Raw genomic sequence first — 12,944 nt, 5'->3', positions numbered from 1 at the left:
GTTTAGCGGCGTTGCATGATGGTTTCGGCAATCAGGATGATGACGGACACCACGTTGGCAAACAACGCCCCGCCCGACAGGGAGACGATGCTGGCCATGTACTTCGGGGTCACCCCGTCAGGAGCGATGTGGGCCGCATAGCCCCATACCATGGCTGCCGCCAGCAACTGCAGGTCTGCCACCAGACTGGTCGAGAGGTGGACCGCGCCAATCTGGGTCCGGTCGCCAAGCTTCAGCACGGTGGCGATCAGGCTCACCACCAGCGCGGCAAACAGTTCGTAGATGTCATGGTGGGCAGGGTTGTCTATTTCCCCGATGAAGAAACCGAAATTCAAGGTCGCGGCCAGCAAGATGAAGAAACCGAAGATCACTTTTTCGAGGTTCATTGCAGGCTCCCGAGGGGGTTCAGAGTTCTTCGACGCGCAGCGGGGGGTAGCTGTCCCAGCTCTGACAGCCTGGGCATTGCCAAAAATATTGGCGGGCTTCGAATCCGCATGCCGCGCAACGGTAGCGTTTCATCGGGTCGCAGGCCCGTTCCAGGGACTGTTTGACCAGGGTTTCCTCTTCGCCCTCACCCCAATGCTCGCCTGCGAGCCAGAGAGTGGCAGCCACCAGAGAAGGTTCGCGGCGCAGGTGTTCGATGTAGAGCCGCCGCCCGCTTGCTGGATCCGGCTCCAGGCTGGCGAGGGCCTGGGTCACATCCAATGAAGGGGCACGGCGTGCCGCCCAGCCCTGCAACAAGGCGCGGGCATCGGCGGATCGTTGCAGCAGTTTGGCCCAGACCGCCAGGTTGTGTGCGATGAGAGGCACGTGTGAGGGAACGCGATGGCACAGCTCGCGCAGCGCCTCCCAGGCCCCTTGGGTGTTGGACAAGCCGTGACGCAGCTCGGCCAGGGTGATCCAGGCCCGTGCCGAACCTGGGATTTCGTCCACCAGTGACTCCAGCAGCGTGAGGGCCTCGGTCATGCGGTTCTGCTGGCGCAGGCCCAACGCCTGTTCGCAGCGGTAGTGCGCCAGCCGCAGCTGGAAGGTGCCGCGCTCGGCATCCTCCAGTTGGGTGGCCACTTCTGCGGCCCGCTCCCAGTCGCGCGTGCGTTCGTAGATGGCCAGGCGCGCCAGGCGGGCTTCGGCTTCGAAGGGCGTGCCTTCCAGTCGCCAGAGGGCGCTTTCCGCCCGGTCCAGCAGGCCCGCTTTGAGAAAGTCCAGGGCCAGGGCATGCTGGGCTCGCTGGCGGTCTTTGAGGGAGAGATCGGCACGCGACAGCAGGTGTTCATGCACGCGCACGGCGCGGTCGTAGTCACCCCGGCGGCGGAACAGGTTGCCGAGCGCAAAGTGGAGTTCGGTGGTGTCGGGGTCGTGCTGGACGGCCTCGATGAAGGCATCGATGGCCTGATCCTGCTGCTCGTTGAGCAGATGGTTCAGCCCCCTGAAATACGCCTTGGGGGCCTGCCGGCTCTCAAAGCGCCATTGCCTCAGATCGAATCGAGAAGCCAGCCAGCCCAGGGCGAAGGCGAGGGGCAGACCCCAGAGCAGCCAGGTGAAGTCAAATTCCATGAGGGGGCGGTTCGCCTGGTGAGGTGGCTTGAGCGGAGGTGGCGGGCGTTTCGGTTCTGGGCAATCGGGCGGCCTTTCGCGCTCGCAACCAGGGCGGCACCATCACCGCAATGCCCAGAAACACACCGATGGCCAGCGCCACCAGTACCACCAGGACGAGTGGTGCATCCCAGTAGGCGCCGAAGAAAAGATGCAATCGCACATCGCCCTGGTTGTTCAGGGCAAAGGCAAACACGGTCAAAAAAATGGCTGCTTTGAGCAGCCACGAGAGGTACTTCACGCGATCCCCCAGTGGTCTGAGGGATTGTAGCGGTCTCGGCGCGCAGGGACCGTTCAGCGCACGGCCGCCGTTGCCGTGGCCCGGTCCACTTCTTGACGCAGGGCCTTGCCCGGTTTGAAGTGGGGTACGCGCTTGGCCGGAATGGCCACGCTCTCACCACTTCGGGGGTTGCGCCCGACACGGGCAGGCCGTTGATTGACGGAAAAGCTCCCGAAACCCCGAATCTCGATGCGCTGTCCGGCCACCAGCGCGTCACCGATGGCCTCCAGGATCGCCTTGACCGCCAGTTCCGCATCACGCTGGCCGAGTTGTCCAAAGCGTTCGGCCAAGGCATCCACTAGATCGCTACGGGTCATGTGTTGAACCAGGTTGGAGACGTGAAGTGAAAAAGGGCCCGACGCCGTCGGCACCGGGCCCACAGACACACCAGCGGTTTAGCCGTTGTTGTTGTCCAGCTTGGCCCGCAGCAGCGCGCCCAGGCTGGTGGTGCCGGCGTTGCCCGCGTTCTGGCTCAGGCTGGCCATGGCTTCCTGCTGTTCGGCCATGTCCTTGGCCTTGATGGAGAGCTGGATGTTGCGGGTCTTGCGGTCGATGTTGATCACCACCGCAGTGACTTCGTCCCCTTCTTTCAGCACGTTGCGCGCATCTTCCACGCGATCGCGGGAGATTTCGGAAGCACGCAGATAGCCGATCACATCGCTGCCCAGGTCGATTTCAGCGCCTTTGGCATCCACGCTCTTGACCTTGCCGGTCACTGTGGCGCCCTTGTCGTTGATCGACACGAATGTGGTGAATGGGTCGCTGTCCAGTTGCTTGATGCCCAGGCTGATGCGCTCGCGCTCGACGTCCACGCCCAACACCACGGCTTCGACTTCCTGCCCCTTCTTGAAGTTGCGCACGGCGACCTCGCCAGGCTCGTTCCAGGACAGGTCGGACAGGTGCACCAGGCCGTCGATGCCGGCGGCCAGACCCACGAACACACCGAAGTCGGTGATGGACTTGATGGGGCCCTTGACCTTGTCGCCGCGCTTGGTGGTCTCGGCGAACTCGTGCCAGGGGTTGGGCTTGCACTGTTTCATGCCGAGGCTGATGCGGCGCTTGTCCTCGTCGATCTCCAAGACCATGACTTCCACTTCGTCACCCAGGGAGACGACCTTGCTCGGAGCCACGTTCTTGTTGGTCCAGTCCATTTCGGAGACGTGCACCAGGCCTTCGATGCCGGGCTCCAGCTCGACGAAGGCGCCGTAGTCGGCGATGTTGGTGACCTTGCCGAACATGCGGGTGCCGGCCGGGTAGCGGCGAGCCACGCCCATCCAGGGATCGTCACCCATCTGCTTGAGGCCCAGGCTGACACGCTGCTTCTCGGCGTCGAACTTGAGGACCTTGGCCGTGACTTCCTGGCCGGCCTGCACCACCTCGGAGGGGTGGCGCACACGGCGCCAGGCCATGTCGGTGATGTGCAGCAGGCCATCGATGCCGCCCAGGTCCACGAAGGCGCCGTATTCGGTGATGTTCTTGACCACGCCCGTGACGATGGCGCCTTCGCGCAGGTTTTCCAGCAGCTTGGCGCGCTCCTCGCCCATGGAGGCTTCGACCACGGCGCGGCGGCTCAACACCACGTTGTTGCGCTTGCGGTCGAGCTTGATGACCTTGAACTCCATGGTCTTGTTTTCGTAGGGAGTGAGGTCTTTGGTCGGACGGCTGTCCACCAGCGATCCGGGCAAGAAGGCGCTGATGCCGTTGACCATCACCTTGAGACCGCCCTTGACCTTCATGCCGGTGGTCCCGGTCACGAACTCGCCGGACTCCAGGGCTTTTTCCAGCGCCATCCAGGAAGCCAGGCGTTTGGCCTTGTCGCGCGACAGAATCGTGTCGCCATAGCCGTTTTCCACGGCCTCGACGGCCACGGACACGAAGTCACCGACTTGGACTTCGAGTTCGCCCTGATCGTTTTTGAATTCGCTGATGGGCACATAGGCTTCGGACTTCAGGCCGGCGTTGACGACCACGTGGTTGTGCTCGATGCGAACGACTTCGGCGGTGATGACCTCGCCCGGGCGCATATCGGCGCGCTTCAGCGATTCTTCAAACAGGGCGGCAAAAGATTCAGACATGTGGTTTCCTAGACCACGCACCCGGTGAACGGGTTGAAGGTGCGTGGCGTGTACAAAAACGCATCACCTGGCGGTGAGACGGGTTGCGGGTTGAGAACCCTGGGGCCTGCGGGTGACAGAACATCCGGCGGGGCCTTCGGGGCCATGACCCCCTTGGCGAGGGGGCCGATCATCCGCCCTCGAAAGGGCGAGTCGCCTGCCACCAAGCCAACACCTGCTGCACCGATTGCTCGATGGTTTGCGCGGAGTTGTCCAGGCGGTAGGCGTCTTCGGCGGGCTTCAAGGGCGCGTCCTGGCGCGATGTGTCGCGCTCGTCCCGAGCCTTGATGTCAGCCAAAAGGTCTTCTATTCTAGCAGGTATTCCTTTGGAAATCAACTGCTTATGGCGCCGCTGCGCACGCTGTTCGGCGTCGGCGGTCAGGAATACTTTGAGCGGGGCGTCCGGGAAGATCACGGTGCCCATGTCGCGCCCGTCGGCCACCAGACCCGGCAAGGTGCGGAAGCGGCGCTGCAGATCGAGCAAGGCGCGCCGAACCTGAGGCAAGGCAGATACCCGGGACGCGGCCATGCCGGCGGACTCGGTGCGTACCGCATCGGTCACGTCTTCGCCGGCAAGCAGGACGCGCCCCGCTTCGAAGCGCACCGGCAGGGTGGCGGCCAGAGCGCCGAGCTGTGCGGCCACATCCGGGCGGCTGATGGCGTCGGTGTCGGTGGGCAGGCCGTGGCGCTCGGCAGCCAGCCCGACCAGTCGGTACAGCACACCCGAATCCAACACGTGATAGCCGAGTGCGGCAGCCACCGCCGTGGCCAGCGTGCCTTTGCCCGATGCGGTGGGGCCGTCGATACAGATCACCGGGATATCGCTTGGCCGCGCTTCACAGACGCTGAAGAGCGTTTCGAAGAAATCGGGGAAGGTCTTGGCCACGCACTTCGGGTCTTCGATGCGCAGCGGCAGTCGTGCCGGATTGAAGGCGGCAAGCGAGAAGCACATCGCCACACGGTGGTCGTCATAGGTGTGGATGCGCGCGGCTCGCCAGGTCCGTGGCGGGGTGATGCGAATGGCATCTTCCTGTTCTTCCACCGTGGCACCGAGTTTGCGCAGCTCGCAGGCCATGGCCGCGATGCGGTCCGTCTCCTTGACCCGCCAGCTCGCGATGTTGCGCAGCGTGGAGGAGCCTTCGGCGTAGAGCGCCATCACCGCGAGGGTCATGGCCGCGTCGGGGATGTGGTTGCAGTCGAGGTCGATGGCCTTCAGGGGCCAGGCGCCGCGGCGGATGTGGAGCTGGTTGGCGCTTCCGGTCACGTCGGCGCCCATGGCGCGGGCCGCTTCCACGAAGCGGATGTCGCCCTGGATGGACGACAGCCCCACCCCCTGGATGGTGATGCCGTCGTGCCCGGCCGTGGCGGGTGCGATCGCCCCGAGCGCGATGAAGTAGCTGGCCGAGGAGGCGTCGCCCTCCACATGCACATCGCCGGGTGAGCGGTAGCGGCTGCCGGCGGGAATGGTGAAGCGTTGCCAGCCTTCGCGCTGGACGTTCACCCCAAAGCGCTGCAGCAGCGAGAGCGTGATGTCGATATAGGGTTTGGATATCAGTTCGCCCACGACCTCGATCGCCACATCCCGGGTGGCGACCAGGGGCAGGGCCAACAGCAGGGCGGTCAGGAACTGGCTGGACACGTCACCCCGCACGCGGATCGGCGCCTGTAGGTGCAGCGGTACTGGGACACCCGTGCCCACCCGTAAGGGCGGGTAGCCTTCGTGGCCCAGGTAGGCGATGGGGCAACCCAGCTGACGCAGCGCATCCACCAGATCGCCGATCGGGCGCTCGTGCATGCGCGGTATGCCGCTGAGCTCGAACGTTGCACCATGGGTGGAGGCCAGCAGGGCGAGCGCGGCCGTCAGGGGACGCATGGCGGTGCCTGCGTTGCCCAGAAAGAGCCTGGCCTCCCGCACCGGCAGCGTGCCGCCGAGCCCGCGCACTTTCACGCACTGGTCGTCCAGGCGGCTCACGGTGCAGCCCAGCGTTTCCAAGGCGGTGAGCATCACGCGGGTGTCGTCGGAGTCCAGCAGGTCGTGCAGGGTGGTGTCCCCGTCGCTGAGGGCGGCCAGCAGCAACACGCGGTTGGAAATGCTCTTGGAGCCGGGCAGGTTGACGGTGCCGCCGGCACTGTGCAGGGGGGGGAGGTCCAGAAACGGGGTGGCGTACATGGGTCAGGGGGATTCGGTCGGGGCCGGTTTGTCGATGTGCCCTCCCAGCCGCCATTGGGAGCGGGCGTCACTGGCCTGTTGAATCAGGGCCTGCAGGGTCAGGGCGTCCTGTCGCCGCATCGCATCTTCCAGCGCGTCCAGTGCCGCGCGAAAGTGGGATGCCTGGGCCAGCACCTCGGCCTGGTTGGCCAGCAGAATGTCGCGCCACACGCTGGGGTCGCTGGCGGCGATGCGGGTGAAATCCCGAAAGCCCGGCCCTGCCAGTTCGAGAAATTCCTGCGCCCGATCTTGCTGGCCGATGGCGTTCATGGCCGCAAAAGCCAGCAGGTGCGGCAGGTGGCTGACCGTGGCATAGGCGGAATCGTGGGCTTCGGGGCTCATGTCCCGCACCTGGGCGCCGAGCGCGGTCCAGATCGCACGGGCCGTACTGGTGTGTCGGGGAGCGGACTCGGGCGTGGGGGTCAGGATGACCTGACAGCCCTGGTACAGGTCCGCGTCCGCGTGTTCGACACCCGCCGACTCCTTGCCGGCGATCGGGTGCGCGGGTACGAAATGGGCCAGGTGCTCCTTGAATGAGCGGTGGGCGGCGGCCACCACATCGGCTTTGGTGGAGCCCACGTCCATGACCAGCGTGTCAGGGCCGATCAGGTGCCGGATGGCTTTGAAGGTGTCCTCTGTGGCCGACACCGGCACGGCGATGAGCACCAGGTCGGCACCGGAGACGGCCAGCAGTGCCGAGGGGGCTTCCACGTCGATCACCCCCAGCGCGCGGGCCCGCTCCAGGGTGCTGGGCGACTTGCTGTAGCCGACCACCCGCTGTACCAGACCAGCCCGTTTGAGCGCGAGCGCAAAAGAGCCGCCCATGAGGCCGCAGCCGATCAGTCCGAGCTGTTCGAAGTTGACCACGGCTCAGTCCGACACCGGGTAGGCCCCCAGGACCTTGTAGTATGCGCACAGTCCCTGCAATTCCTGCAAAGCGGCCGCCACATGGGGCTGCGTCGGGTGGCCCGCGATGTCGATGTAGAAGTAATACTCCCACTGGCCGGATTTGGCGGGCCGGGACTCGAAGCGCGTCATCGACACACCGTTGTTCTTCAGCGGCACCAGCAGATCATGCACGGCGCCAGGTCGGTTGGGGACCGACACCACCAGGCTGGTGCAATCCTTGCCGCTGGCCGGTGGCATGGCCATCGTCTGTGGCAGGCAGATGATGGCAAACCGCGTGCGGTTGTAGGCCTCGTCCTGAATGGCGTGCGAGACGATGTGCAGCCCGAACTGGGCAGCGGCGCGTTCGCTGGCAATCGCTGCCCAGGCGGGGTTTTCGGTTGCCAGCCGCGCGCCTTCGGCGTTGCTGGAGACGGCGCGACGCTCGGCATTCGGCAGATGGGTGGACAGCCAACCCTGGCACTGGGCCAGCGCCTGAGGGTGAGCCAGCACCACTTCGATGCCGTCGAGCGCGTTTTCTTGTCGCAGCAGGTTGTGACGCACCAGCAGGCTGACTTCTCCCACCACATGCACCGGTGAGCGCAGGAACAGGTCCAGTGTGCGCGCCACGGCGCCTTCGGTGGAGTTCTCGATGCCGACCACGCCAAACTGGGCGGTGCCTGCCGCCGTGGCGTGGAACACCTCGTCGAAGCTGCTGCAATAAATGAGGTTGGCCGCGCTGCCAAAGTACTCGATGGCAGCCTGCTCGGTGAAGGTGCCCTCCGGTCCGAGCACCGCCACGCGTTGCGGCGCTTCCAGCGCCAGGCAGGCCGACATGATCTCGCGCCAGATGGCCGCCACATGCTGGTTCAGCAGCGGCCCCTGGTTGGCATTCTGGATTTTTTCGATGACCTGGGCCACGCGGTCCGGCCGGAAAAAAGGCGAACCTTCGGCCCGCTTGATCTCGCCGACCTGTTCGGCCACGCGGGCGCGTTGGTTCAGCAGGCGCAGCAGTTGTTGGTCGATGGTGTCGATCTGCACACGCAAGGCGGCCAGCGCTTCGCTCTGCACCGGTCCTGGAGCCGATTGGGGGGCGGTCATTTCGAGAAAGTCTCCGCTGGTGGTCAAGCCCGGGTTTGTTCGAAGTCGCGCATGAAGTCCACCAGGGCCTGCACCCCCTCGATGGGCATGGCGTTGTAGAGGCTGGCGCGCATGCCGCCGACGGATTTGTGACCTTTGAGCTGCAGGAGGCCGCGGGCCCGGGCTTCGGCGAGGAAGGCGTCGTTGCGAGAGGCATCGCGCAGGTGGAACGGGATGTTCATGCGCGAGCGGCAGGCAGGGTCCACCGGATTGACGTAGAGCTGCGAACGGTCGATGAAGTCATACAGCAGCCGGGCTTTGGCGATGTTGCGGACTTCCATGGCCGCCACACCGGTGAGCTCGCCCTCCCGCTGGGCCTTGAGCCATTGAAACGTCAAGCCCGCCATGTAGATGCCATAGGTGGGAGGGGTGTTGTACATGGAGCGGTTGTCCGCCACCGTCTGGTAATTGAATGCGCTGGGGCAGATCGGCAGGGCATGGCCCAGCAGGTCCTCACGCACCACGACCAGGGTCACACCCGCCGGCCCAATGTTCTTTTGGGCGCCGCCGAAAGCCAACCCGACCCGCGACCAGTCCACCGGGCGCGACAGCACATGCGACGAAAAGTCGATCACCAGTGGCGCGTCGCACCCCAGGGCCTGAAGGTTGGGCAGTTCATGGAATTCCACACCATGGATGGTTTCGTTGCTGCAGAGGTGGATGTAGCTGGCATCGTCGCGCAGCTGCCAACTGGAGGCAGGGGGGATGGTGGTGAAGCCGCCTTCTGCCCCAGTGGCCGCCACATGGGCATCTCCGTATTTGCGGGCTTCCTGGGCGGATTTCTGACTCCAGCCGCCGGTCACGATGAAGTCCATCATCCTGCCCGGCTTCAGGCTGGCCAGGTTCATCGGCACGATGGCGTTTTCGGCCAGGCCGCCGCCCTGCATGAACAGCACCTTGAAATGGGAGGGCACAGCCAGCAATTCACGCAGGTCGGCTTCGGCCTGCTCACAGATGGCGATGAACTCCTGGCCGCGGTGGCTCATTTCCATCACGCTCATGCCGCTGCCATGCCAGTCCAGCATTTCGGCGGCGGCTTGTCGCAACACGGCTTCGGGCATGACCGCCGGGCCGGCGGAGAAGTTGTAGGGGCGGCTCATCGGGTCATTCGGTGTCGGTTTTTTCAGAGCCGGCCTCGGTCTCGGTCTCGGCGTTGGCATCGTTTTCCACGATGCGCTGCAGGCCGCTGAGCTTGGCGCCTTCGTCGAGGCTGATCAGTGTCACACCTTGCGTGGCTCGGCCGAGTTCACGGATTTCGCTCACCCGGGTGCGCACCAGCACGCCGGTGTCAGTGATGAGCATGATCTCGTCGTCGGCGTGCACAAGCGTGGCGGCCACCACCTTGCCGTTGCGCTCGCTCTGCTGGATGGCGATCATGCCCTTGGTGCCGCGGCCGTGGCGGGTGTATTCCACGATGGGGGTGCGCTTGCCATAACCGTTCTCGGTGGCGGTGAGCACGCTTTGGGTTTCATCTTCGGCCACCAGCATAGCGATCACGCTTTGGCCTTCTTCCAGTGTCATGCCCTTGACGCCGCGTGCGTTGCGGCCCATGGGGCGCACGTCATTCTCGTCGAAGCGCACGGCCTTGCCGCCGTCGCTGAACAACATCACGTCGTGCTGGCCGTCGGTGAGTGCGGCGCCGATGAGGTAGTCACCCTCGTCCAGGTCCACGGCAATGATGCCGGCCTTGCGCGGGTTGCTGAACTGGTCCAGCGGGGTCTTCTTGACCGTGCCCATGCTGGTGGCCATGAAGACGTAATGGTCTGCGGGGAAGCTGCGGAATTGGCCAGTGAGCGGCAACACCACGTTGATCTTCTCGCCTTCTTGCAGCGGGAACATGTTGACGATGGGGCGCCCACGTGAACCGCGCGAGCCGGACGGCACCTCCCACACCTTGAGCCAGTACAGGCGGCCCCGGTTGCTGAAACACAGGATCCAGTCGTGCGTGTTGGCGATGAAAAGCTGGTCGATCCAGTCGTCTTCCTTGGTGGCGGTGGCTTGCTTGCCGCGTCCGCCGCGCTTTTGCGCACGGTATTCGCTCAAAGGCTGGCTCTTGATGTAGCCGCTGTGGCTCAGCGTCACCACCATGTCGGTGGGGGTGATCAGGTCTTCGGTGGACAGGTCCTGTGCGCTGTGCTCGATCAGGCTGCGGCGCGCGCCCAGCTTGGTCTGGCCGAATTCGGTCTTGATGGCGACCAGCTCGTCGCCAATGATGGTGGACACGCGCTCCGGTTTGGCCAGGATGTCGAGCAGATCGTCGATCTCGGCCATCACCTCTTTGTACTCGGCCACGATCTTGTCCTGCTCCAGGCCGGTCAGGCGCTGCAGGCGCATTTGCAGGATTTCCTGGGCCTGGGTGTCGCTCAGGCGGTACAGGCCATCGCCCTGCATGCCGAACTCGCGCTCCAGACCTTCGGGGCGGTAGTCGTCGGCATTCACGACGCTGCCGTCGGCCTTGGCGCGGGTCAGCATCTCACGCACCAGCTGGCTGTCCCAACTGCGCGTCATCAGTTCGGCCTTGGCCACCGGCGGGGTGGGGGATTCGCGGATGATGCGGATGAACTCGTCGATGTTGGCCAGCGCCACGGCCAGACCTTCCAGCACATGACCACGGTCGCGCGCCTTGCGCAGCTGGAACACCGTGCGGCGGGTCACCACCTCGCGGCGGTGCTGCAGGAAGATGTCGATCAGGTCCTTCAGATTGCACAGCTTGGGCTGGCCATCCACCAACGCCACCATGTTGATGCCGAAGGTGTCCTGAAGCTGCGTCTGCTTGTAGAGGTTGTTCAGCACCACCTCGGGCACTTCGCCGCGCTTGAGCTCGATCACCACGCGCATGCCGGACTTGTCGCTCTCGTCCTGGATGTGGCTGATGCCTTCGAGCTTCTTCTCGTGCACCAGCTCGGCAATGCGCTCCAGCAGGGACTTCTTGTTGACCTGGTAGGGGATCTCGTCCACGATGATGGCCTGACGCTGGCCTTTGTCGATGTCCTCGAAGTGGCACTTGGCGCGCATGACCACGCGGCCACGGCCGGTGCGATAGCCGTCCTTGACGCCGTTGATGCCGTAGATGATGCCTGCCGTGGGGAAGTCAGGCGCGGGGATGATCTCCATCAGGTCGTCGATGGAGGCATCCGGGTGCTTGAGCAGGTGCAGACAGGCATCCACCACCTCGTTGAGGTTGTGCGGCGGGATGTTGGTGGCCATGCCCACCGCAATACCGGCCGAGCCGTTGACCAGCAGGTTGGGTAGGCGCGTGGGCAGGACCAGCGGTTCCTTTTCGCTGCCGTCGTAGTTGGGCCCGAAGTCCACCGTTTCCTTGTCGATGTCGGCCAGCATCTCGTGGGCGATCTTGGACAGGCGGATTTCGGTGTAACGCATGGCCGCGGCGTTGTCACCGTCCACCGAGCCAAAATTGCCCTGGCCGTCCACCAGCATGTGGCGCAGGGAAAAGTCCTGTGCCATGCGCACGATGGTGTCGTAGACCGCCGAATCGCCGTGCGGATGGTATTTACCGATCACGTCACCGACGATACGCGCCGACTTTTTGTAAGGCCGGTTCCAGTCGTTGTTGAGCTCGTGCATCGCATACAGCACGCGGCGGTGCACAGGCTTGAGGCCGTCACGCGCGTCGGGCAGGGCCCGGCCCACGATCACGCTCATGGCGTAATCGAGGTAGCTGCGGCGCATCTCCTCTTCGAGGCTGATGGGCAGGGTTTCCTTGGCAAATGAAGTCATACGGGCGACGGCGTGATTCGGGAACAATCCGCCATTTTATGTGTCTGTGTAGCGCTGGAATGTGGGGCGCATGTATGGGGTGGAGGCCGCGCCGCCTGTTGCTACATTGCAACAAATACAGGTGCGCGTTGCTAGCCGTTACATGCCTGAAAGGTTCAGGGTGCCTTGTGTAAACAAATATGGCACAATGAAACCATTCGGGAGAGGCGACCACGCTTCGGTTGATTCTCTGTTATTTCAACCCAATCAATGAGGATTCCGATGAAAAACATGAACAAGATTGCGGCTCTGTTTGCCACGGCTGCTCTGGCCTCCGCTGCAGGTGCCCAGACCATCGATAACTGGCGTGCCGCCGACGGTACCGTGTGGAAAAACGGTACCAATGAACTGTGCTGGCGCAGTGCCAGCTGGACGCCGGCCACCGCTGCCCAAGGCTGTGACGGCGCCATCGTGCCCCAGCCGGCTCCGGCACCTGCTCCCGCACCGGCACCTGCTCCGGCCCCCGCACCTGCTCCCGCACCGGCACCGGCACCTGCTCCGGCCCCCGCACCGGAGCCCGTCGCCGCCGCTGCCAAGGTGACTTACGCCGCCGATACCTTCTTCGATTTTGACCGCGCCGTCCTCAGGCCTGATGGCCGTGCCCGCCTGGACGACCTGGTCGAGAAGATCCAGGGCATCAATTTGGAAGTGATCATTGCCGTTGGCCACACCGATTCGACCGGTCCCGAGGCCTATAACCAGCGCCTGTCCGAGCGCCGTGCTGAAGCCGTCAAGGCTTATCTGGTGAGCAAGGGCATCGACGCCAACCGCATTTACACCGAAGGCAAGGGTGAGTCTCAGCCGGTGGCTGACAACAGCACCCGTGAAGGCCGCGCCAAAAACCGTCGGGTGGAAATCGAAGTGGTCGGCACACGCCCCAACTGATTTCCTTTCTCAGGGTCAGAAAACCGCGTTTCGGCGCGGTTTTTTTGTTGTGCGCCCAGCA

At 64.3% G+C, this 12,944-nt stretch carries 11 protein-coding genes; 1 reads left to right on the top strand and 10 read right to left on the bottom strand.

The genetic code is table 11. The features are described from left to right. Positions 1-2: 2 nt before the first annotated feature. The 10 genes from HZS63_RS00055 to gyrA form a co-directional block, all read right to left on the bottom strand. A complete protein-coding gene (locus HZS63_RS00055) occupies positions 3-386 on the bottom strand; it encodes a DUF6394 family protein (protein ID WP_180681986.1) in 384 nt (127 codons plus the stop codon). 19 nt (positions 387-405) lie between these two features. Continuing rightward, on the bottom strand, positions 406-1,554 hold the full coding sequence (lapB, locus tag HZS63_RS00050; protein ID WP_180681985.1) for a lipopolysaccharide assembly protein LapB: 1,149 nt from the start codon (positions 1,552-1,554) through the stop codon (positions 406-408). Beyond that, positions 1,544-1,834 carry a lipopolysaccharide assembly protein LapA domain-containing protein gene (locus HZS63_RS00045; RefSeq protein WP_180681984.1) on the bottom strand — a complete coding sequence of 97 codons (291 nt, stop codon included), beginning with the start codon at positions 1,832-1,834 and terminating at the stop codon, positions 1,544-1,546. Before HZS63_RS00045 ends, lapB begins: the two co-directional genes overlap by 11 nt. A gap of 53 nt (positions 1,835-1,887) precedes the next feature. Next, entirely contained in the window at positions 1,888-2,190 is a 303-nt protein-coding gene (locus HZS63_RS00040) for an integration host factor subunit beta (protein ID WP_180681983.1), read from the bottom strand. 78 nt (positions 2,191-2,268) lie between these two features. Continuing rightward, complete coding sequence (gene rpsA, locus HZS63_RS00035; protein ID WP_180681982.1) at positions 2,269-3,948, bottom strand: 30S ribosomal protein S1; 1,680 nt, start codon at positions 3,946-3,948, stop codon at positions 2,269-2,271. 169 nt (positions 3,949-4,117) lie between these two features. Next, positions 4,118-6,157 (bottom strand): bifunctional 3-phosphoshikimate 1-carboxyvinyltransferase/cytidylate kinase, encoded by a 2,040-nt coding sequence (locus HZS63_RS00030; protein WP_180681981.1) that lies wholly within the window; start codon positions 6,155-6,157, stop codon positions 4,118-4,120. Between the two features lie 3 nt (positions 6,158-6,160). Then, positions 6,161-7,063: a prephenate dehydrogenase gene (locus tag HZS63_RS00025; protein ID WP_343039927.1), complete on the bottom strand. Its 903-nt coding sequence runs from the start codon at positions 7,061-7,063 to the stop codon at positions 6,161-6,163. 3 nt (positions 7,064-7,066) lie between these two features. Continuing rightward, complete coding sequence (gene pheA / locus HZS63_RS00020) at positions 7,067-8,182, bottom strand: prephenate dehydratase (RefSeq protein ID WP_180681980.1); 1,116 nt, start codon at positions 8,180-8,182, stop codon at positions 7,067-7,069. Between the two features lie 23 nt (positions 8,183-8,205). Then, positions 8,206-9,321: a 3-phosphoserine/phosphohydroxythreonine transaminase gene (gene serC, locus HZS63_RS00015; protein ID WP_180681979.1), complete on the bottom strand. Its 1,116-nt coding sequence runs from the start codon at positions 9,319-9,321 to the stop codon at positions 8,206-8,208. 4 nt (positions 9,322-9,325) lie between these two features. Next, positions 9,326-11,959, bottom strand: a complete 2,634-nt coding sequence (gene gyrA / locus HZS63_RS00010; RefSeq protein WP_180681978.1) for a DNA gyrase subunit A — start codon at positions 11,957-11,959, stop codon at positions 9,326-9,328. Between the two features lie 261 nt (positions 11,960-12,220). Between gyrA and ompA the strand changes: the two genes are divergently transcribed. Then, positions 12,221-12,883, top strand: coding sequence for an outer membrane protein OmpA (gene ompA / locus HZS63_RS00005; RefSeq protein ID WP_180681977.1), 663 nt, complete (start codon positions 12,221-12,223; stop codon positions 12,881-12,883). The last annotated feature ends 61 nt before the right edge of the window (positions 12,884-12,944 follow it).

The organism is Tepidicella baoligensis (assembly GCF_013432195.1).
In the GTDB taxonomy this organism is placed as follows: Bacteria; Pseudomonadota; Gammaproteobacteria; order Burkholderiales; family Burkholderiaceae_C; genus Tepidicella; species Tepidicella baoligensis.
This window is presented reverse-complemented; position numbering and strand designations above follow the sequence as displayed.